Below are 20150 nucleotides of genomic sequence, written 5' to 3'. Positions count from 1 at the left end.
GGTGAACGGGTTCTGAACGGCGAAGTTGGCGGGATCACGGCGTCGCCGGCGCGGGGACGGGGACAGGCGACGCCTGGCCGTTTCGGGCGCGGTTCAGCTCCAGAAGGTCGCCGATCAGCTGGTTGAGATTGAGGGTGGTGTCGAGCGTCAGGTCGATGCCCGTGTCCGACGGCAGGGGCAGCTCGCGGTTCAGGAACTCGCGGCTGATGAATTCGGCGATGGAGATGCGCAGTTCCTGACGCTGCGGCGGGTCATGGCGGCCGCGAATGCGGAACAGGACGCCGATCCGGCCTTCGTCGAGACTGTTCACCTCGGCCGAAAGCAGGTCGAACGACAGGTTCTCCATGGCCTGGTAGGCGAGATCCTGGATCGTGTTGGGGGGCACGTCCTCGCCGCCGCCGCCGGCCTCGAGCCCGCTGAGGGCCTCGCGGGCGATGGACAGCCGGCCGGGCTGGACGGCGGCGAGCGTCCCGCCGGTGATGCGGACGCCGTTTTCCCGCGTCGAGGTGAAGGGCAGGCGGCCCGAGACGACGGCGTCGAGCACTACCTTGTCGCCGAAGCCGGAGCCGGCGATGACCTCGCCCAGCTGAACCTTGTCCAGAACGATGACGCCGGTGATCGGCTGGTTCGGGTCCAGCGGCACGGCGAAGGGCTCGACGCTGACGCGGCCACCGGCGACGGCGAGTTCGCCGCCCTGGATGGTCACCGCCGCCTTGTCGAGGCCGAAGGTCAGTCCGATGTCGGTCAGGGGCGCCACCGACTCCAGGAGGTCGGCGGTCAGACGCTGGCCCGGGGCGGCGGTCAGGGGCGCCAGGTTGATGAAATCGATCGTCCCGCGCAGGCCTTTCACCGTGCCCGCCGGGCTGACGAAGTCGAGGCCGGGGATGGTCAGCCGGCCTGAACTGGTTCCCTCCGCCTCGGCGCGCCAGTCGATACGGCCGGCGAAGCTGACGGACCCGGTCGCGGGCGAGCCGACGAATTCCCCGGCCAGCGGGCTCAGGTCGCCGGGCTGCAGGCCGCCTTCGGCGAAGATGATGGAGGGGGCGTCGATGGCGATCCCGCCGACGCCGGCCCCTCCGTCATGGATCAGTATCAGGCGGCCGAGGGCGGCCTCATTTCGGGTCAGGTCGAAGGCGCCGGTCCAGTCCTCGCCGGTCATGCGGGCGGAACCGCTCGCCCCGAGAGGATTGAAGCGCAGCGGCGTGGTCGCGTCCTCGACCGTGGCGCTGGCGACGCGGGCGTCCAGATTGATCCCGGCGGGCCCGCCGACGGCGGTGAAGCCGCCCTGGATGTCGCGGAAGCGCAGGGCGAGGAAGGGCGCGTCGGCGCTGAAGCCCCGGACCGTTCCGTCGGAGCGCCAGCCGCCGTCGGCGATGCTGGCCAGCGGGCGGGCCGCGGGGCAGATCTGGCCCGCCAGTTCGGCGACGTCGCTCTCGTCCAGCTCCAGACGTTCGACCGTGACGGGCGCGCAACCGGCGGCGACATAGGTCACGCGGCCGTTCGACGAAGTCAGCTCGCCCCGGGTCTGGACGGCGATCCCGCGGGCCAGGCCGAAGTCGAGGGCGGCCCGGCCGTCCAGCGTGGCCGTGAAGCCGGCAGGGGTCAGACGCCAGGCGGGAATGGAGAAGGTGGCCTCGGGCAGGCCCTGGCCGCGGGTCGCGGTCAGGGCGAGCGCGCCGCCGCCGGCCTGTCCGCGGGCGGCCGAGAAGATCGGCGTGGCGACGGGACTCAGGGTCAGGACTCCGCCATTGGCCGGGCGCAGGGTCGCCGAGCGGGTGAGGACGACGCGGCCGCCCGAGGGGCCGGCGGTCACGTTGAAGGCGGGAATGTCGACGGCGAAGGCGGACAGCGCCTGTTTCATCCCGGCCAGCTCGGGCGGATCATCGCGGCCGACCGGGCCGAACAGGGGCCAGCTGGCCCGCGGGGCTGAGAGCGAACTGGTCGCCGAGAGGCGCAGCCCCCCGTCGACGACCAGGTCCAGACGGCCGTCGCCGCGCACGCCGTTCAGGGCCGGATCGCCCCAGACCATACGCGTCGCCGACACGGCCATCGGCCCCTCGGCCTCGAGGGCGGCGTTGCGGCCGCCGAGGACGAGGCGGGCGGAGCTGAGAGTCACGCCGGTTCCGTCCAGTCCGGCCCCGGAGGCGCGGGCGGCGGTGACGGCGGCGGGGCCGTCCAGTCGCCAGCCGAGGCCATGCGCATCCCGGCTGAAAATCGTCCGGGCCCGGTCGAGGCGCAGGCGGGCGCCCGAGGCGGCCGCGGGGCCGTCGATCCGGGCGGCGCGAACGTCGAGATCGCCGACGCCCTCGATCCGGAAGGTTTCGATCCAGCCGACGGTTTGGCCGGTGAAGGTCAGGCGGGCGTCGGCGTTGCGGGCCGCGGTTTCACCGGACGAGAAGCGGGCGGCGGTGAAGGCGGCGGTCAGGGCGGCGCGGCCGTCTCCCTTGCGGCCTTTCAGATCGGGATAGGGCAGGTCGCCGGTGATGACGGCCCGGGCGGTTTCGCCCCGGAGGCCCGGCAGGCGGGCGCTTTCGGCGGCGGCGTCGAGCCGCACGGCGATGCGGTCGCCGGTCGTGGTCAGGTCGATGGCGGCCTGCAGACCCCGAGCCTCGACGTCTCCGCTCCTGAAGGCGGCGGCGGGCATCCGGGCAGTCAGCCGCATCAGCTTGCCGTTGTCGATGCGCGCGTCGCCCAGAATGTTGGTCGGGCCGTAGTCCGTGTCGAGCCGCACGCGGGCGCGTTCGACGATGACCAGGGGAGACCGGCTGTCGGGGCGGGGCGGCCGGCCGGTGAAACGTTCGACCAGCGGGTCCAGCGAACCGAAGGTCAGCTTGCCGCCGCGCACGCTGGCGCGGACGACCGGACGAACCAGACGGATGCGGGTCGGGATAACGCCGAGGCCGCCCTTCGACCACGGCGCGCCGATGCCGTAGTCGACCTCCACCCGTTCGACGGTGACGTCGGGATCCGCCGGATCGCCGATGCGGATGCGGGCGACCAGACCGTCCATCTCGAGCCGCTCGATCTGCATGTCGGCGTCGACGCCTTGCTGCTCCAGCCAGCCGATCAGCACCTGACGCGTCGCGGCGCGGCGGTTGAGATAAAGCAGGGCCGCGACGACCAGCAGGACGCCCAGCACCGCGCCCGCCACGATCAGCACAGGGCGGCCGCGGGGACGCCGGGGAACAGGGGTTGGCGAGGCGGCGCTCATGGACGGCTCATAGCCGGATCGAGGCAGGTGCGGGAAGCCTGCTGAACAAAGTCGCCGACCTGCCGAATACTATACGCGTGTCCATTGAAACACAGTTGAGTGGCGCATCGGCCACTTTGAATGCATCCGGAGTCGGGGCGAGACGGGTCAAGCACGTTGCGGCCGACTCCTGGTCGCACGGTCGCGAATACACTGTTCAACTCGCACGATATTCTCTTGGTTCACGCAGGCTTTACCAGCCACAACGGCTCCGGTTAACGGTCTGTAACGAACTGTCTTCCCATGATGGAACGGACCGGCTATAGGGCCTGTCTCGCGACGGGGGGCTCTTCCGGCGCGATCCTTGCTTCTAGTGGCTTTGGCGCCGGTCGGCGTCGTCGTTTTTCGGGGACCGATGGCTCAGTTCGATCCACGTCGCCAACCGATGCGTATCGCGCCTCACGCCCTGACGGCGGTGGCGGCGATCTCGGTGGCTCTACTTGCCGGTCGCGTATACCAACCCGCGAAGGCGGAAGAGGCTCCGCCTCTGACCCAGATCCAGATTTCCGCACTGGCCGACCAGGCGTTCGCCGCCGCCGGCACGCCCGCCGGCCTGACCACGCCGGAAGCCATTCCCGTCCAGATTCGCCGCGGCGAAACCTTCGAACAGGCCGTGCGCCGCACCGGCATCGCGCCGGAAGAAGCCTCGGCCGTCGCCGCCACCCTGTCGAACGCCATGGACGTCACCGCGATGCGGGCCGGCCAGCGGTTCGAGACCGCCATCTCCAAGCCGCGCGGCGGCCGGGGCGACGCCCGCCTGATCGGCCTGACCATGCGCACGGGGCCGGCGACCCAGCTGACGGTCTCGCGCAGCTTCGACGGCGCCCTGCGCCTGCGCGCGCTGGAAGAGAAGGTCACGCACGAAACCGTGGTCCTGACCGGCAAGGTCGAGGGTTCGCTGTCGCGCACGGCGCGGCGTGAAGGCGCGCCGGCCGACGTGGCCCGCGCCGCGGGCCGCCTGTTCTCGCACAAGTTCGACATGGATCGGGACATCCGGGCGAACGACGAGTTCACCTATGTGTTCGGCCGCACCGTCACCGAGAACGGCCGCACCATCGGCACCGACGGCCTGCTGTACGCCGAACTGAAGGGCGTGGCCTTCTACCGCTTCCAGCCGGCCGGGGCGAGGGAACCGCAGTATTTCGACGCCACGGGCAAGAACACCCGTTCGGCCTTCATGCGCACGCCGCTGGAACGGGGCTTCCGCGTCTCGTCCTCGTTCGGTTTCCGCCGCCACCCGATCGCCGGCTATCGCAAGATGCACCAGGGCATCGACTTCGCCGCGGGCATGGGCACGCCGGTAGTGGCGCCGGCCGACGGCGTCGTCGTCGAGGCCCGCCGCTGGGGCGGCTACGGCAACTGGCTGCGCATCCGTCATCCGAACGGGCTGGAGAGCGGCTACGGCCACCTGTCGCGTTACGCCTCGGGCGTCCGGGCCGGCCAGCGCGTCCGGCAGGGCCAGATCGTCGCCTATGTCGGCTCGACCGGCGCCTCGACCGGTCCGCACCTGCACTATGAGATCTGGCGCAGCGGTCAGCGCATCAATCCGGCGGGCGTACGCACCACCGAGGGCACCATCCTGGCAGGGGCCGATCTGGCTGCGTTCAAGGCCGAAAAGGCCCGCATCGACCGCATCCGCGCCGCCGGCGGCGAACGCCGTCCGCAGGTCCAGCGCGCCGCTGTGGCCGCCCCGTCGGGCCTGCGCCCGGCGCAGGGCTAGGGCGGCTTCCGGCCGACCCTTCCTGCGAAGGCGGAGCCCGGCGTCCATCGTCGCGCCGTAATCCAGAACCACGATGCTTCCGGGGCATTGCGGGGATGCGACCGCTCGACGCGAAGACGGCATGGAACAACGACGACACATCCTGAAGGGACTGGCCGCCGGGGCGGCGCTGTGGAGCGCGGGACCGGGCCTGCGGGCGCAGGTCCCGTTTCGCTCGTCCCGCATCACCGTGACGACGCGGGGCCGCGGGCCCGATGTCGTCCTCATTCCCGGCCTGGCCTCGACGGCCGAGGTTTGGCGGGGGCTGGCGGCCCAGCTGGAAGGCCGGCGGCGGCTGCATCTGATCTCGGTCCGGGGCTTCGGCGATCTGGCGGCCCAGGCCAACGCCGACGGATCGGTCATGCCCGGCGTGGCCAATGAGGTGCGCCGCTATATCGCCGAACAGCGGCTCGACCGGCCCGCCCTGATCGGCCATTCGATGGGCGGTCAGGTCGGCATCCGCGTCGCGGCGGACGCGGGCGCCCGGGTCGGGCGCGTGATGGCGGTGGATTCCTCGCCCTTCTTCGCGGCCCTGATCAGTCCGGCCGCCACGGTCGGCGACGTCGAGCCGATCGCCCAGCTGGCCTATCAGGCCATCCAGTTCCTCGGCGACGAGGCGCTGCGGACGCGCGGGCGCTCGATGGGGCTGGAGCTTGGCGGCGCGGCCGACGCCGTGTTCAGCTCGATGGGCTGGCAAGGCGGCGACCGCCGGGTGCTGGCCCAGTCGCTGTACGAAGTGATGACGGTGGATTTGCGCCGCCGCCTGCCGGACATCGTGGCGCCGGTGACCGTGGTCTATGGCTGGAGCGCGGACCAGAACTCGCCGCGCGCCCGGGCCGACGGCCTGTTCCGCGGGGCCTACGCCCGCCTGCGCAGGCCCGCCACCTTCGAACGGATCGAGGGGGCCGAGCATATGGTGATGATCGACCAGCCGCGGCGGTTCCTGGCCGCGGTGGAGCGGTTCCTGACCTAGTCCGCGTCGGGCTGGACGTCGGGGTGGGCGGCGGCGAAGGCGGGATGCTGTTTCGCGGCCTCGTCGATGGCCAGCAGGCGCGGGAAGGCGTCGAGGGCGACGTTGAAGCGCCGGGCCGAATAGATCTGCGGGATCAGATAGCAGTCGGCCAGGGTGGGGGCGCCGCCAAAGCACCAGCCCCTGCCCTGCTGCGCAACCATCACCTCCAGGGCGGTGAAGCCGGGAACGATCCAGCGCGCGGCCCAGGCGTCGACTGCGGCCTGATCGGCGCCGAAGGTCTCGCGCAGGGCCTTGCCGACTCGCAGGTTGTTGAGCGGATGGATGTCGCAGCCGATCAGGGCGGCCATGGCGCGGACATGGGCGCGGCCGACCGGATCGGCAGGCAGCAGCGGCGGCTCGGGATGAGTCTCCTCAAGCCATTCGAGGATGGCCGGGCTCTGGGTCAGGACGGCGCCGTCGACCTCAAGCGCGGGCACCATGCCCTGCGGATTCAGGGCGACGAAGGCCTCCGAACGCTGCGCGCCGGCGCGCAGGTCGACGCCTTGCTGATCGTAGATCAGGCCCTTCAGATTCAGGGCGATGCGGGTGCGCCAGGCTGCGCCCGAGCGCCAGTAGCCGTGCAGGATCATCGCGGCGTCACCGTGAAGGCGAGCGGCTGAAGGCCGCCGATCGAGGCCTCGACCCGGTCCCCGGGCTGCAGCGGACCGACGCCCTCTGGCGTGCCGGTGAAGATCAGGTCGCCGGGCCGCACGTCCCAGAGGGTGCGGGCCTTGGCGAGGATCTCGTCGGGGTTCCAGACCATGTCGTCCAACCGGCCCGACTGGCGGGCCTCGCCATTGACCGACAGGGCGATGGGCGCGACCGGGTCCGGCAGGGCGCCGAGGGTTACGGGACCGCAGGGGGCGGACTGGTCGAAGCCCTTGGCCGCATCCCAGGGCCGGCCCTTCTCCTTGGCGGCGGCCTGGAGATCGCGGCGCGTCAGGTCGCAGCCCACGGCCCAGCCGGCGATGGCGCCGTCCTCGCCCACGGCGCAGACCAGTTCGACCTCGTGGTGAAGGTTGGAGGTCGCAAGGGGAAAGACAGGATCGGCGCCGTCGGCGACCACCGCGTCGGCGGGCTTGGTGAAGAAGAAGGGCTCGGCGCGGTCATGTCCCATTTCCCTGGCGTGGGCGGCGTAGTTCTGACCGACGCAAAGGATGCGCCGGACGGGGAAGCGTCGTCCGCCGCCGTGGATCGGCAGGGAGGGGGGCGGGGCGGGTTCGAACAGCCAGTCAGTCATGCCGTCTGTCTATGCCCGGATGCGGCGCTTCGCCACCCGTTGGAAATGGTGCGCTGCGGAACCGGCGCGGCGCAGTGGCGTTCCCGCTTTGAATTCCCTATTTAACAGCCAAGCTTGAACACCGGAGCGCGCATCATGGCCACGACCAAGGCGGCACGAACTGCCGTGAAGAACGACCTCAATACGCTGAAGGACGACCTGAAGGTCCTCGGCGCCGAGGAAAAGGCGCGTCTGCGCGAGAAGGCGGCGACGGCGGAAACGCGCGTGCGGGCCAAGGCCGCCGAGGCCGAGGCCCGGGTCCGCGAACAGTCGGAAGTCCTGCGCGAGCGGGCCCGGGGCTATTACGACACCGCCCGCGTGCGCGGTCAGGAATATTACGACGAGGCGCAGGAGCGCCTCGACGAAGCCCAGCGCTACCTCACCGAGCGGGTCCAGGAGCGTCCCGTCCAGTCGACCGCCATCGCCCTTGGAGTCGGCGTCGTCCTGGGTCTGCTGCTCGCGGGCCGTCGCCGCTGATGTTCGGCGGGGGGCTGGCCAGAGGTCTGGTCAAGAAAGCCGTCGCGGCCGCGGCCGCGGCGGGGGCCGGTTTCGTGGCTGTTCTGGCGCTGGGAGCGACGGTCTTCTTCGCCCTGCAGCTGGTCGTCGTGCCGTTGGCGGCCGCGGCGATCACCTTCCTGCTGTTTGCGCTGGTCGCGGTCGTGGTGACGATGATGTTCGTCGTCCGCAGCGAGGAGGAGGACGAGGACTTTGAGGACGAGCCGTCAGGCCTGGGCCAGCGCGCCTTCGCCCTGTTCCGTCAGCGTCCCATCCTGGGCACGGTGGCGGCGTTGGCCGGCGGCTGGATTTTCCTCAGGAATCCGGCTCTGGCCACCATGGTCGCGGCGGCCTTCACCGAGAAACCGCACGGTTCGCGCCGCCGTTGAGGGCGGAACGCCGCTGGTTCCGGAACGTTGGTCAAACAGGCGCGGCGGTCGTCGCTCCTTTGATCAACCGCTCTGGAAGGAACCGCTGATGCTTCGTTGGGCTCTCATCTTTCTCGTTCTGGCGCTGGTCGCCGGCGCCCTCGGCGCCGGGGGCGTGGCCGGCTTGTCGATGAACATCGCTTATGTGCTGTTCGTCATCTTCATCATCCTGCTGATCGTGCATTTCGTCACGGGCAGGGGACGCCGGATCTAGACCGGCTCAGCCGGAATTGACGAACCAGGCCGCGGTCGCTCAGACCGCGGCCTTTTCCTTTTCGCCGGCCACGTTCGGGTCAGGGGCGGTCGCCGTCTTGCGGGTGTCCTGACGCCGCGGCAGCTTCCAGGTCTGGCTCGGCCCGAACCGCTCGCCGTCCCAGGCTATGGCGGTCACGGTGATGTGGAGGGCGTCCCATTCGATCTGGTTGAAACTGGGCGGCGCGCCCCGCTCGCGATGCGACAGGGTCCCGCAGCCGACGGCGTAGGAGCAGTGATCGCCCAGGCTGATCGGCAGGGCGAAGGGCACATGGACGTGGCCGGTGGCGATGATGTCGACCCCGGCCTCGGCGAAGATCAGGGCGGCCGCGTCGCCGCGCTTGACGTCCCCGGTCATCGGCGTGCCGATCATCTCGACCAGCGGATGGTGGCAGGCGAGGATTCTCAGCGCGCCGACCGGGGCCTGACGCAGGGCCTCGGCGGCCTTGCGCGTCTGCATCAGGTCGATCACCCCCTTCGACCAGTTGGCCCGGGCCTGCCAGCCGCGGGCGGTGACGACGCCGCGCACCATGACCGTGGGGCTGAGGAACTGGTGGTCGTGAGCCGGGTGGCCGGTGGCCCGCTCGAACGCCTTCCACGGTGCGAACAGACGGGCGAACAGGCTCCAGTACGGGACGTCGTGATTGCCGACGATGACGAACCGGGGGGCCGGCATCTGGTTGATCCAGCGGCCTGCGGCCTCGAATTCGTCCGGGAGGCCCTGCTGGGTGATGTCGCCGGTGATCAGGACCAGATCGGGGAGGTTGGCGTGGGCGTATTCCAGCGCAGCGGCGCAGGCGTGCTTGTGCTCGCGGCCGAAATGGACGTCCGAGAACTGGAGAATCCGCCCCACTAGACGCTGTCCTCGGCCGCGGGGGGGATGGGCGCGAGGGCCTGGAACGCCTTGCGGATGAATTTCACCCTGGCCTCATGCGACAGCAGAACGGGTTCGCCGTCGATCACGGCGGGAATGCGCGAACGGGCGCGGACGGTGGCGCGCTGGATCGCCCGGGTGGTCACGGCCGGATCCTGACGCCAGTCGCTGAATACGGCGTGGGCCGCCAGACGAAAGGCCTGGGCTGCGTCCGACGGATTCATCGCTGCAGCCTCGAGGCCGGTGTTTTCGTCCATCACCCGGGAGATCATCGGACTGATCAGGACCAGGGCCTCGGCCCGGCGGGCGACCCGGCCGTCGAGCGAATAGCGGATCCGGCCCGAGAAGGCGCGCCGCAGGGCGCGGCGCGCGTACATCCACGCCAGCGTCAGCTGACCGTCGCGAACGGCCTCGCGCGCCGGAGCCCACAGGGCCGGCGAACCGAGGATGGCGGCGCAATAGAAGGCCCGGGTGGTCTGGCCGTCAGAAATCTCACCCCCGGCGACGCACTGGGGCGCGCCCTCTTCCAGCGCGACCTTCAGGGCCGCCTTCCAGTCGGCGGTCCCGTAAAGCGCCTTGGGCAGCATGTTCATGGTGCCCCCCGGAAGGGGAGCGATCAGCGGGCCGTCCGCTCCCGCGCGCGAGGCGATGGTCCCGGCCGTGCCGTCTCCCGCCAGGACGAACAGGACGTCGGGTCGGGCGTCCAGCGCCGCCCGCACCTGGGCGTCGAACTCGCCGGACTCGAGGGCCACTACAGAGGCTTCGCAGGCGTACTCCGCCAGAATGGCGGCGGCCTCCTCAGCTGCGCCGGGGCCGACGCCGCCCGACGCCGGATTGACCAGCATGATAACCCGCCCCAGCACCGCATGGGGTGTGAGCACGCGCGGTTCGACGGCCGCATCTTCAGACGCGGCCGTCGGATCAACGGTCGGAGCAAGGCCTTCGGTCATGCCGCCCGAACGTCCCGGCCAGGGCGATGTTCCGGCGGTTTCACCCCGGGCGAAGCTATTGCTTCTTCAGTTCGTCCGAAGCGGCCGCAGCGCCGGCCTGGGCGGCGTCGCCGGCCTTTTCGGCCGCGGCGACGGTCGCGTCCGCAGCCTTGTCGGCCGCCTCAGGCGCCTTGCCCTTCACCGTGGCGACGCCCTTGGCGATCCAGCCGTCCACAACGGCTCCGCCCTCCGCCAGGGAGCGCTCCTTTATGCCCAGCACCGCCGTCAGCACGCCGAACAGCGCCAGCAGGGTCACGATCAGACCCACCAGCGGGTTGCCCGAACGGCGTTTCGAGCGCGCCCACACCGGACTGTGCTCGCCATCGTCCGCCATGCGGACCGGTTCAGAAAAACGCATACAAGACCCCCGTCTCTACCCATGAAGCATCGGCGCACGCGTCGTGCGCGGCGCCGTCCGAACCTGACACAGGCCCGACCCCCATCATAGCCGTGGAACCGCCACGCTTATCCAGCGTTCTCACCGCAGGGGCGAACCCAAGGGATGAAGGACATACCCATGAACAAGGCAATCATCGCGATCGCGGCTTCGGGCCTGCTGGCCAGCGCCTGCGCCAGCGACGGATACGGCGGCACCAATGAAACGGTTCGTCAGGGCGCCATCGGCGCCGGACTCGGCGCCGTCGCGGGCGCCATCATCGGCAACAACGTCGGCAGCGGCAACGCCGGGACCGGCGCGGCCATCGGCGCCGTCGTGGGCGGCGCGGCGGGCGCCATCCGCGGTTCTCAGCAGGACCGCGCCAACCAGCAACGTTACCGGGACAGCTCGAACCGGTACTACTATTGCTACGATGGCCGTCAGGACGAATGCTATTGGGAGAATGGCCAGCGCCGCTACTAGGCGTCGGCTTTTCGCTTGATCATCGGGGCGGTTCGTCGACGGGCGGACCGCCCTTTTCATGGGCGGGACTGAGAGGGTGGATATGAAGCGATCGATTGTGTTGCTGGGCCTGTCGGCGGTGGCCGTCTCGGGCTGCGCTGCGGAAGGGTTCCGGAACCGCAGCGACCTGGTGGCCGAGCCGTCCGCCTGCGTCGCCAAACGGTTCGAGGTCTATTTCGCCGACAGCGAGGCGCGGCTGACGGAGCCGGCGCGACAGGCGATCGGCATGACCGCGGCCCAGCTGCAGGGCTGCGAGATCCGCAAGGTGCAGGTGATCGGCCTGTCCGACGCCCGCGGCGGCGCGGCGGCCAACCAGAGCCTGTCGGAACGCCGCGCCATCGCCGTGGCCGAGGCGCTGACGGCGGCGGGCTGGCCCGCGCCCGCGTTCGAGGTCGAGGCGGTGGGCGAGAACGCGGCGGCCAGCAGCGGCGTGCAGGAACCCATGCGCCGCCGCACCGAGGTGCTGATCGACGCCGTTCCGCGAAGCTGAGGCGACACGCCGCTGCGACGGACGGTGACGCGAGGGGGTCGGGACGGCTAAGGTCGCGCCGACGCCTCCTGGAGCCCGCGTGTCCCTGTTTCCCCGAATCCTGATCGCCGCCCTGCTGTGGCTGGCCGCCCCGTTCGCGGCTTCGGGCGCGGCCCAGGCCCAGTCGGGGCCGCAGCGCACCGAGCGGATCGAGGCGGAACTGGTCCCGATGTCGGCCTGGGCCGCGCCGGGCTCGACCGCCATACTGGCGGTGAAACAGACCATCCAGCCCGGCTGGCACACCTACTGGCGCAATCCCGGCGATTCCGGAGGCCCCACGACCCTGAGGTGGACGACGCCGCAGGGCGTCAGACCGGGAGATATCGTCTGGCCTCTGCCCGAGCGGCAGCGGCTGTCGGGCCTGATGAACTACGGTTATTCCGGCGAGGTCTGGCTGCCCGTCCCGGTCGAGATTCCGGCGACGGCGCAGGCGGGGACGACCTTGCCGCTGACGGTCAAGGCGCTGTTCTTCGTCTGCAGCGCCGAGATGTGCGTGCCGGACGAACTGACCCTGGGGCTGGACCTGCCGGTGCGCGAGGGCGCCGCGCCGCCGGATCCGCGCCACGGGGCGGCGATCGCGCGCGTGCTGGAGACCGCGCCCCGCCCGGCCGGGATCGAGGCGCGCGTCGCCCTCGAGGACGGCGTCCTGGTCCTGACCGCCGCCGGCGGTCCGCTGGCCGGGCGCGATCCGGGCCCGAGCTATTTCTTCCCCTTCGAGGGCGGCGTCGTCAGCCATCCGGCCCCGCAGACCGGAGCCTGGGGGCCGCAGGGTCTGAGCCTGCGACTGCAGCCCGGCGGCGCGACGCGGGCGGACGGCCTGTCCGGGCCGGTCGAGGGCGTGCTGGCCACGGCCCACGGGGCCTTCGAAATCCGGGCCGAGCCGGGGGCGGCGCTGGCCGGGACGTCGGGATCGGGCGACCTCGCGGCGGCGCCCGACGGCGGCGCGAGCGCCGCGGCCGCGCGGACCGGTCCGGCGGCCTTCGTTCACGCCGTCCTGTTTGCGATTCTGGGCGGCGTGATCCTGAACCTCATGCCCTGCGTCTTCCCCATCCTGGCGATGAAGGCGGCGGCGCTGGCGGCCTCGGCCCATGATGCGCGCCACGCCCGCCGCGACGGCCTGGCCTTCCTGGCCGGGGTGCTGACCACCTTCCTGCTGCTGGCGGGCGTGCTGCTGGCGCTGCGGGCGGCAGGCGAGGCCGTGGGCTGGGGCTTCCAGCTGCAGTCGCCGCCTGTGACGGCGGGCCTGGCCCTGCTGATGCTGGCCGTGGCCCTGAACCTGTCGGGCGTGTTCCATGTCGGCGCCGGGCTGCAGGGGACCGGATCGGGACCGCTGGCGCGCCTGCCGGGCGGACTGGGCGCCTTCTTCACCGGAGCGCTGGCGGTGGTGGTGGCGGCCCCCTGCACCGCCCCCTTCATGGCCTTTGCGCTGGGCGCGGCCCTGCTGATGCCGTGGCCGATGGCGCTGATGGTCTTCCTCGGCCTCGGGCTGGGCTTCGCCCTGCCCTATGTGGCCGTCAGCCTGACGCCGGGCCTGCTGGCCCGCCTGCCGCGGCCCGGACCGTGGATGGAACGGCTGAAGGGACTGATGGCCTTCCCCCTGTATGCGACGGCCCTGTGGCTGGCCTGGGTGTTCAGCCGGCAAGCCGGGGCGGACGCGCTGGGTCTGTTGTTCGTCGCGGCCGTGTTGCTGGCGCTGGGGCTGTGGCTGACGGGCGGAGCCCAGACCGAGCGGATGGCCGGACGGCGCGGTCTGCTGCATCTGACGGCGGGCCTTGCCGCCCTGGCCTTGGCCGGCGGGGCGCTGGCGCTGGCCGCGCGGGCTCCCGCGCCGGCCGCCGGAGATCCGGCGGCGACGCAGGCCCCCCGGGCTGCGCCGTGGTCGCCGGCCGCCGTCGAGGCGGCCTTGGCCGAAGACCGGCCCGTACTGGTCAATTTCACCGCCGACTGGTGCGTGACCTGCAAGATCAACGAGCGGACCTCGCTGACCTCGCCCGGCGTGGCGGCGGCCATGGCGCGCGCCCACGCCGTCTATCTGGTCGGCGACTGGACCCGGCGCGACGACGCCATCACCGCCGAACTGCGGCGCCACGGACGCTCCGGCGTGCCGCTGTATCTGCTGTATTCACCGGGGTCCGCCGAGCCGCGCGTCCTGCCCCAGCTGCTGACGGAGGGGGTCGTCATCGACGCCCTGAAGGACGCCGGGAGCTAGGCCGCCTCGTCTTGCGGCGTTCCGGGAGCGAGAATCGGCCAATCCGGGCAAGGCCAAGGTCATTTCGAGGCGCCTGAAACAAACGGTCACGCCCCGTGTTAGCCCTTCGGTGCGAGCCCTCCCTGCTCGCTTAGACAAGGCAGATATCATGCGAAAGACCGCGCTCCTCACTGGCGTCGCCGGCCTGTTCCTTATGACCGCTCCCGCGTTCGCCCAGGACGGCACGGCCCCGCAGACCCCGCCTGCGGCCACGCCCCCGGCGGCCGAGCAGCCGCAGAGCCTCACCCTTCAGCCCGGTTCCGACGTCAAGGGTTCGGACGGGGCGGTGCTGGGCAAGCTTGAAGGCGCCCGCAACACCGAGTCCGGCCAGGAACTGACCGTACGCGGCCCCGACGGAACCCTGCGAGGCGTTCCCGTGTCCAGCGGCGTGCGTCAGGATGGCTCCGGCGTCGCCGTAGGCTGGACCAGCGCCCAGTTCGCCGCCGCCGCCGCGGTCGAGGACGAGGCGACCCCGGTCGACGAGCCGGCCGCCGAACCGGCCGAGCCGGCGACCCCGGCCACGCCGGCCACTCCGGCAACCCCGGGCGTGGCCCCGGCCACGCCGGCGACCCCGGCCACCCCCGCCACGCCGGCGAACCCGGCCCATCCTGAGGGGCACCACGACGCGACCCCGGCGCCTGGCGAAGGCCAGAAGCCGGACAAGCCCGGCGCCTGATCCTTTCATCAAGGCGTAGAAAAAGGGCGGCTCCGGTTGGAGCCGCCCTTCGTCGTTTCCAATGCACGGCGCGGCGCGGCCGCCTCTTCAATCCCGCGTCGGACTGACCCGGCTGGCGTCGCCATAGGTCAGGGCCAGAAAGACGTCCTCGAGATCCGGATCCTCGGTCACGATGTCGGCGATGGTCACGCCGGCAGCCCGCACCGCCGCAAGCACCTGTTCGACGGACGACTGGCCCTTCTTGTAGCTGATAGCGAAAGCGCCGTTGGGCCGGGGCACCACCTCGAACCCCTTGACCGTCGGCAGGCCGTCCAGGGCTCCTTCGGGCGTGACCACGACGTTGCGCGTGTCCAGCCGGCGCAGCAGCTGCGGGGTCGGTTCGCACGCCACGACCTCGCCCCGGTTCATGATGGCGATGGTGTCGCAGAGTTCCTGCGCCTCCTCCAGATAGTGGGTGGTCAGCAGCACCGTCACGCCCTCGGCGTTGATGCGCCGGACGTAGTCCCACAGCTGGCGGCGCAGCTCGACATCCACGCCCGCCGTCGGCTCGTCGAGAATCAGGATCGGCGGATTGTGCACCAGCGCCTTGGCCACCATCAGCCGGCGTTTCATGCCCCCGGACAGGGCGCGGACATAGGCATGGGCCTTGTCCGACAAGCCGAGGGCGGCCAGCAGTTCGTCCGATCGTCGCTCGTTCGCCGGCACGCCATAGAAGCCGGCCTGCACCTCCAGCGCCTCGCGCGGAGTGAAGAAGACGTCGGCCACGATCTCCTGCGGCACCACGCCGAGCGCGGCGCGGGCGTCGCGGGGCTGTCTGTCGATGTCGCGGTCCCAGATCGAGACAGCGCCCCCCGTCTTGTTCACGACGCCCGCAAGGATGTTGATCAGGGTCGACTTGCCGGCGCCGTTCGGACCCAGAAGACCGAACATCGAACCGCGCGGGATGACCAGGTCGACGCCGCGCAGGGCCGTCTTGGGCGGGGCCTTTTTTGTGCCGGCGTAGGTCTTCTCCAGCCCGCGCACCTCGATGGCGTTGACGGGCAGGGGCTGGGTTTCGGACATGGACGGGCCTTCGGACGATCAGAGCTGGACAGGTAGGCGGAGCCGGTGCGCCCGCCAAGAGCCCGTTCAGACAAGGTCACACGTCATTATGTCAATGGTGCTTGACATGATCCCGGTTTGTGTCCAGTGTGCTTGTCATTATGCACAGCTTGCTTGACGGAAACAAACTCATGACCCGGACGAAAATCATCGGCTGGACGGCTTTCGCGGTCTGCATTCTCGGCTATGGCGGCTTTACGGCGGTCATGATCCTGACCCGGCTGGGCCATTTCGAGATGCGGGAGGCCATTCTGTTCGGCGGCCCGCTGGCGGTCGCGGGCGAGATCGGGTTGTGGGTCGCCGCGGGTTCTCTCGGCTGGACCCTGTTCAAGCGTCGCAAGGCGCTGTTCGACCGGATGTTCCGGCGCGCCCGGACGGTTTGACCTCGGCAGTCCGTCCGCCTAGGGAGTCGCGCAACCGCAGCCCACGACCAAGGTTCGCCTCATGCCGCCCCGTCACCCCGACGCCATCATCCCGCCGCCGGAAGACATCGTCGTTCCGGCCAGGCGCGTGGCCTGCGACGGGGGCGGCGGAGCCCTCGGCCACCCGCTGGTCTATATGGACATGGGCGGCGAGGATTTCGTCGAATGCGCCTATTGCGACCGGCGCTTCGTACTGGATGCGCATCCGAAGCCGGAGAACGAATACCTCAGCCCCGCCGCCCGGCCGCCCGAGGCGCACTGACCTCTAGTCGTCCTGCGGCGGCGGCGCCGGCATCAGGTCTCCGAACGGGGCCGCATCCTCCAGCGCCCGGACGAACGACGGACGGGCCATCAACCGGCTGTGCCAGGCCTTCAGCCGCGGCCGGTCGCCGAAAGGAACCAGCCGCCGGGCATAGGTCAGGATCGGCGCGGCGGCGCAGTCGGCCAGGGTGAAGGTCTCGCCCGCGCCCCATGTCCGCCCATCGCCCAGCCGCATTTCGAGCAGACCCCAGGCCGTGGCGATGACGCCGGCGTCCTGCGCCGCGCCATAGTCGTCAGCCTGGCCTTCCGGACGGAATTTGTTGAGCACGATCCGGTTCATCGGCCCGCCGACGTAGGTGTCGAGGATCCGGTCGATGAAGCGGGCCTCCAGGGCGGCGTCCGGATCGGCGGGGATCAGCCGGCCGCCGCCCGCCAGCCGGTCGAGGTGCTCGATCACGATGCTGGACTCGAACAGCGTCCGGTCGGCCTCCGTATCGACCAGGGCCGGCATCTTGGCGAAGGGCGATACCGCGCGGAACCCGGCCATGACGGCGGGGTCGTCCTGCCGGACCAGTTTCAGTTCGAACGGCAGGCCCAGTTCATACAGGGCGACCGCCGCCTTCTGACCGTAACCGGCGTAGGGGTGGGACCAGAGATGCAGCGCCATGGTCAGGCGACCTTCCGTTCCGACGCCAGCCAGGCGCCCAATTGATCCATGCCGACGGCCGTGCCCTCTTCGCGCTCGGCCCAGCCGTCCTCGCCGAGATAGACGCCCTGCTCGTTGAAGGTCAGGACCGTCCCCTCGCGGTCCGGCGTGAACTCCACGGTCCCCAGGGAGGCCGAAATCTTCCGGCCGCCCACATGCATGACGAAGGCGAAGACGATCCGACGATCGGGGACGATGTCCAGAAACCGGCCGTCGAACAGATGTTCGGCGCCGTCCTGCCCGCCGCCTCGGCTGATCTCACGGCCGCCAACCTCGAAATCCAGCCGTTCGATCACCGGCGCGCTGACCTCCTCGCAGCCCATCCAGCGCTGCTTGATCTCGCGGTCGGAGAAGGCGGCGAAGACCCGCGCGGGCCGCGCATCATAGCGGCGGACGACCGTGAAGGCGCCGAAGAACAGCTCGCTCATGGCCGCCCCTCCGGGGTGCGGGTCAGGATCAGATGGGTCGCCCGCTCGCCCGCGGTGCTGGAGGCGATTTCATAGCCGAGGGCCGGCAGGTCCAGGCCCTCCCACAGCGGCTCGCCCCGGCCGAGCACCACCGGAGATATGGCCACATGCATCCGGTCGATCAGCCCGGCCCTCAGATACTGCCGGACCGTTTCCGCGCCGCCGCCGATACGGATGTCCTTGTCGCCTGCCAGAGCCCGCGCCTTCTCCAGCGCCGCCTCTATCCCGCCGGTCTCGAAGTGGAAGACCGTGCCGCCCTCCATCTCGATCGGGTCGCGGGCGTGATGGGTCAGAACCAGGACGGGCACGTGATAGGGCGGCTCGGCGCCCCACCAGCCCTTCCAGCCGTCGTCGGGCCAGTCGCCCCGGCTCGGTGCGAACATGTTGCGGCCCATGATCCAGGCGCCCATCCCCTCCATGCTGCGGCGCGCGAAGTCGTCATCCACGCCCTTCTCGCCGGCGGACTGGCCGAAGAGCGTCCGGAAGGTTTCGGTCGGATAGAACCAGTGATGCAGTCCTTCCCCGCCCGCGCCGAGGGGATGGTCGAGGCTCTGGTCGGGCCCTGCCCCGAATCCGTCGACCGAGACGCCGAAGGCGTCGACGCGCACCTGGCCGGTCACCGGTGCGCCTCCAGCTCGCGGCCCAGGGCTTCCAGCATTTCGGCGCAGCCCCGTTCGCGTCCGGCGATGTCGTCGGCTCCGTCGAGGAAGGCCCCCTGTTCCGTATAGATCAGGCGCGTCCCGGAACCGTCCGCCACCAGCTCGGTCGTCGCGAGCGAGGCGGAGGCGCGGCGCTTTTCGTCGCCGGCCACGCGGCCCATGACGTAGGAGAGGATGATCCGCTGGTCCGGGACGATGTCCAGATATTCGGTGTCGTTGAACCAGGTGTCGTTGCTCTCGTCGCCGAAGCGGAAGCGGCCGCCGAAACGGCCCCCGACACGGAAGTCCTGCGTCCATTCGTGGATGGTCCAGCCGTCGCCGTCGGCGAACCAGCGGCGGAAGGCGACGGGATCCGAATGGGCGCGGAAGACGCGCGCGGGGGAGGCGTCGTAGCGGCGCTCTACCGTGAAGGTCCCGTGGGCGACCGAGGGTCGGGTGGCGGCGGTCATTTCGGAAACTCCTCTTCGTCCCGGGTTTCGTCGAGAAAGACGCCCAGCCGGTCGAGACTGCGTTCGACCGACTTGCGGCGTTCGTTGATCCAGCGCTCGGCGGCGCTGAGCGCCCGGGCGTCGACGCGGCAGGTGCGGACCCGCCCCGTCTTCTCGGAGGCGACCAGGCCGGACGCCTCCAGGATCTTCAGATGCTGCACCACCGCCGACATCGACATGGGGAAGGGTGCAGCCAGTTCGCTGACCGAGGCCGGGCCGCGCGACAGCCGCTCGACCATGGCCCGGCGGGTCGGGTCTGACAGGGCCTGGAAGGCCGTGTCGAGCGAGGGTTGATGCTGAAGCATTCACTTAAGTATCAAATCGGGCGAACGGGCGCAAGCGGGTTCGAACAGGGCTAACGGGGCGTTAATCGGCGCGGCGCAGGCTGACCTGCAGATCATTTCGGAGGGCTTTGATGTCCACCATCCAGACCGGCAGCTATCGCCGCCAGCGCGATCATTTCGAGCCCCAGGACGCGGATCCCGCGGAACAGCGGCGCGTGCGCGGCCTGCTGGAGCAGATCGACTATTCCGCCTTCATCGCCAACCGCGAGATCATCGGCCAGATGCTGCCGCGGGTGGATGCGCCCACCTTCCAGCGGCTGGCCGTGATGACGGCCACCGCACGCGGAAAATGGGTGGCCGAAAGCCTGCGCCAGTCGGAATCCGGCGCGCCCTCGACCCCGGACCAGATCGCCCGGCTGACGTCGGCCCGCACGGCCTATGAGGAGCTGGCCGAGGCCTATGAAGGCCTGCGTCGGATGGTCGAGCGCGGCTATATCGGCATTCGCTAGGGTCCGGACTCCAAAAACACAGTCCGAAGAGTCCAAAGAGTCCACTCCGTCCGTTCCGGAAAACACGGTGCGAAGCGTGCGAACAGTGCGGTGCGTGCGGAACGGCGGTCGCGGGCGCCTCAGCGGGATTCAGTTTTCAAAGACCGGGCCCTGGAAGGGGCCCGGTCATGAAAGCATGAGCCTGCGTCAAAAACGGACGTAGCCGGCGGCGGCTAGCCGACCGGCTGGGGACGGGTCGCGATGGGGGCGTCGGGATCGGCCGGGGGCGTTTCGGCCTCGGTCGGCGGCGGACCGGCGGGCTGGACCGGCGCGATCTCGATCAGCGGGGCGGTGGTGATGGCGGGCGGCGACGCCGGGCGCGTCGAAGCCGGCGGCGGAGTCGTTCGCGCAGGAGCCGTGGCGGCTGGACGCGGCGTCGTGGACGCAGGCCGGGCGGCGGACGGCGCGGCGGCCGGAGGCGGAACCGGAGCGGCTTCAGGCGCGACCGCGGCCGGTTCCGGGGCGAGCTCCGTCACGGCAGCGGGCGCGGGCTGCGCTTCGACGGGGGCCGCCAGAACCGGGGCC

At 70.7% G+C, this 20150-nt stretch carries 24 protein-coding genes and 1 pseudogene; 12 read left to right on the top strand and 13 right to left on the bottom strand.

Going from position 1 to position 20150, the window contains the following annotated elements; all coding sequences use genetic code 11:
• Positions 1-34: 34 nt before the first annotated feature.
• Complete coding sequence (locus tag VN378_RS09825) at positions 35-3211, bottom strand: intermembrane phospholipid transport protein YdbH family protein (RefSeq protein WP_325743344.1); 3177 nt, start codon at positions 3209-3211, stop codon at positions 35-37.
• A 424-nt stretch (positions 3212-3635) separates the two neighbouring features.
• On the opposite strand from VN378_RS09825, the gene VN378_RS09820 reads away from it, so the two are divergent.
• Both VN378_RS09820 and VN378_RS09815 read left to right on the top strand, forming a co-directional pair.
• Positions 3636-4970, top strand: coding sequence for a M23 family metallopeptidase (locus VN378_RS09820; protein ID WP_325743342.1), 1335 nt, complete (start codon positions 3636-3638; stop codon positions 4968-4970).
• A gap of 121 nt (positions 4971-5091) precedes the next feature.
• The gene (locus VN378_RS09815; protein WP_325743340.1) at positions 5092-5982 is read left to right on the top strand and encodes an alpha/beta hydrolase; all 891 of its coding nucleotides are present in this window, start codon (positions 5092-5094) and stop codon (positions 5980-5982) included.
• Here the strand turns inward: VN378_RS09815 and maiA are convergent.
• Both maiA and VN378_RS09805 read right to left on the bottom strand, forming a co-directional pair.
• Positions 5979-6611: a maleylacetoacetate isomerase gene (maiA, locus tag VN378_RS09810; RefSeq protein ID WP_325743338.1), complete on the bottom strand. Its 633-nt coding sequence runs from the start codon at positions 6609-6611 to the stop codon at positions 5979-5981. The two genes, VN378_RS09815 and maiA, sit on opposite strands and share 4 nt — an antisense overlap.
• Positions 6608-7261 (bottom strand): fumarylacetoacetate hydrolase family protein, encoded by a 654-nt coding sequence (locus VN378_RS09805; RefSeq protein ID WP_325743336.1) that lies wholly within the window; start codon positions 7259-7261, stop codon positions 6608-6610. Before VN378_RS09805 ends, maiA begins: the two co-directional genes overlap by 4 nt.
• A gap of 135 nt (positions 7262-7396) precedes the next feature.
• Here VN378_RS09805 and VN378_RS09800 point away from each other — a divergent pair, with 135 nt between their 5' ends.
• The 3 genes from VN378_RS09800 to VN378_RS09790 all read left to right on the top strand — a co-directional run bounded on the left by VN378_RS09800 (position 7397) and on the right by VN378_RS09790 (position 8437).
• Positions 7397-7777 (top strand): glycine zipper domain-containing protein, encoded by a 381-nt coding sequence (locus VN378_RS09800; protein WP_325743334.1) that lies wholly within the window; start codon positions 7397-7399, stop codon positions 7775-7777.
• Entirely contained in the window at positions 7777-8184 is a 408-nt protein-coding gene (locus tag VN378_RS09795) for a hypothetical protein (RefSeq protein ID WP_325743332.1), read from the top strand. The genes VN378_RS09800 and VN378_RS09795 overlap by 1 nt, the downstream gene beginning before the upstream one ends.
• 88 nt (positions 8185-8272) lie before the next feature.
• Positions 8273-8437 carry a DUF1328 family protein gene (locus tag VN378_RS09790; RefSeq protein WP_082572478.1) on the top strand — a complete coding sequence of 55 codons (165 nt, stop codon included), beginning with the start codon at positions 8273-8275 and terminating at the stop codon, positions 8435-8437.
• A 39-nt stretch (positions 8438-8476) separates the two neighbouring features.
• Here the strand turns inward: VN378_RS09790 and VN378_RS09785 are convergent, their stop codons facing one another.
• The 3 genes from VN378_RS09785 to VN378_RS09775 are packed head-to-tail and all read right to left on the bottom strand — an operon-like array spanning position 8477 to position 10696.
• Entirely contained in the window at positions 8477-9328 is an 852-nt protein-coding gene (locus tag VN378_RS09785) for a metallophosphoesterase (RefSeq protein WP_325743328.1), read from the bottom strand.
• Positions 9328-10299 (bottom strand): diacylglycerol/lipid kinase family protein, encoded by a 972-nt coding sequence (locus tag VN378_RS09780; protein ID WP_325743326.1) that lies wholly within the window; start codon positions 10297-10299, stop codon positions 9328-9330. Before VN378_RS09780 ends, VN378_RS09785 begins: the two co-directional genes overlap by 1 nt.
• Positions 10300-10354: 55 nt before the next feature.
• Complete coding sequence (locus VN378_RS09775; protein WP_325743325.1) at positions 10355-10696, bottom strand: hypothetical protein; 342 nt, start codon at positions 10694-10696, stop codon at positions 10355-10357.
• 159 nt (positions 10697-10855) lie between these two features.
• Here VN378_RS09775 and VN378_RS09770 point away from each other — a divergent pair, with 159 nt between their 5' ends.
• The 4 genes from VN378_RS09770 to VN378_RS09755 all read left to right on the top strand — a co-directional run bounded on the left by VN378_RS09770 (position 10856) and on the right by VN378_RS09755 (position 14689).
• Positions 10856-11197, top strand: coding sequence for a YMGG-like glycine zipper-containing protein (locus VN378_RS09770; protein ID WP_325743324.1), 342 nt, complete (start codon positions 10856-10858; stop codon positions 11195-11197).
• An 82-nt stretch (positions 11198-11279) separates the two neighbouring features.
• A complete protein-coding gene (locus VN378_RS09765) occupies positions 11280-11726 on the top strand; it encodes an OmpA family protein (RefSeq protein ID WP_325743322.1) in 447 nt (148 codons plus the stop codon).
• A gap of 79 nt (positions 11727-11805) precedes the next feature.
• Positions 11806-13974, top strand: a complete 2169-nt coding sequence (locus VN378_RS09760) for a protein-disulfide reductase DsbD family protein (RefSeq protein ID WP_325743321.1) — start codon at positions 11806-11808, stop codon at positions 13972-13974.
• A 148-nt stretch (positions 13975-14122) separates the two neighbouring features.
• Entirely contained in the window at positions 14123-14689 is a 567-nt protein-coding gene (locus tag VN378_RS09755; protein ID WP_325743319.1) for a superoxide dismutase, read from the top strand.
• 87 nt (positions 14690-14776) lie between these two features.
• On the opposite strand, the gene VN378_RS09750 is transcribed toward VN378_RS09755, so the two are convergent.
• Positions 14777-15751: an ABC transporter ATP-binding protein gene (locus VN378_RS09750; protein WP_325743317.1), complete on the bottom strand. Its 975-nt coding sequence runs from the start codon at positions 15749-15751 to the stop codon at positions 14777-14779.
• A 170-nt stretch (positions 15752-15921) separates the two neighbouring features.
• Here VN378_RS09750 and VN378_RS09745 point away from each other — a divergent pair, with 170 nt between their 5' ends.
• Positions 15922-16173, top strand: a complete 252-nt coding sequence (locus tag VN378_RS09745; protein ID WP_325743315.1) for a hypothetical protein — start codon at positions 15922-15924, stop codon at positions 16171-16173.
• A gap of 61 nt (positions 16174-16234) precedes the next feature.
• The gene (locus tag VN378_RS09740; RefSeq protein ID WP_325743313.1) at positions 16235-16474 is read left to right on the top strand and encodes a zinc-finger domain-containing protein; all 240 of its coding nucleotides are present in this window, start codon (positions 16235-16237) and stop codon (positions 16472-16474) included.
• A gap of 3 nt (positions 16475-16477) precedes the next feature.
• Here the strand turns inward: VN378_RS09740 and VN378_RS09735 are convergent, their stop codons facing one another.
• From VN378_RS09735 to VN378_RS09715, 5 genes are read right to left on the bottom strand one after another with little or no spacing between them, the layout of a single operon-like run.
• A complete protein-coding gene (locus tag VN378_RS09735) occupies positions 16478-17140 on the bottom strand; it encodes a glutathione S-transferase family protein (protein ID WP_325743312.1) in 663 nt (220 codons plus the stop codon).
• A gap of 2 nt (positions 17141-17142) precedes the next feature.
• Positions 17143-17607 carry an SRPBCC domain-containing protein gene (locus VN378_RS09730; protein WP_325743310.1) on the bottom strand — a complete coding sequence of 155 codons (465 nt, stop codon included), beginning with the start codon at positions 17605-17607 and terminating at the stop codon, positions 17143-17145.
• Positions 17604-18266 (bottom strand): dihydrofolate reductase family protein, encoded by a 663-nt coding sequence (locus tag VN378_RS09725; protein ID WP_325743308.1) that lies wholly within the window; start codon positions 18264-18266, stop codon positions 17604-17606. Before VN378_RS09725 ends, VN378_RS09730 begins: the two co-directional genes overlap by 4 nt.
• Positions 18263-18754, bottom strand: coding sequence for an SRPBCC domain-containing protein (locus VN378_RS09720; RefSeq protein WP_325743306.1), 492 nt, complete (start codon positions 18752-18754; stop codon positions 18263-18265). Before VN378_RS09720 ends, VN378_RS09725 begins: the two co-directional genes overlap by 4 nt.
• The gene (locus VN378_RS09715; RefSeq protein ID WP_325743304.1) at positions 18751-19098 is read right to left on the bottom strand and encodes a metalloregulator ArsR/SmtB family transcription factor; all 348 of its coding nucleotides are present in this window, start codon (positions 19096-19098) and stop codon (positions 18751-18753) included. The genes VN378_RS09720 and VN378_RS09715 overlap by 4 nt, the downstream gene beginning before the upstream one ends.
• A 110-nt stretch (positions 19099-19208) precedes the next feature.
• Here VN378_RS09715 and VN378_RS09710 point away from each other — a divergent pair, with 110 nt between their 5' ends.
• On the top strand, positions 19209-19586 hold the full coding sequence (locus VN378_RS09710) for a hypothetical protein (RefSeq protein WP_325743302.1): 378 nt from the start codon (positions 19209-19211) through the stop codon (positions 19584-19586).
• Between the two features lie 212 nt (positions 19587-19798).
• Here the strand turns inward: VN378_RS09710 and VN378_RS09705 are convergent.
• Positions 19799-20150 (bottom strand): annotated as a pseudogene (locus VN378_RS09705) (hypothetical protein); the annotation flags it as partial.

The sequence above is a fragment of the Brevundimonas sp. genome (assembly GCF_035561115.1).
Lineage (GTDB): Bacteria > Pseudomonadota > Alphaproteobacteria > Caulobacterales > Caulobacteraceae > Brevundimonas.
Note: the sequence above shows the minus strand (reverse complement) of the source record. Positions and strands in the feature narration are given on the sequence as shown.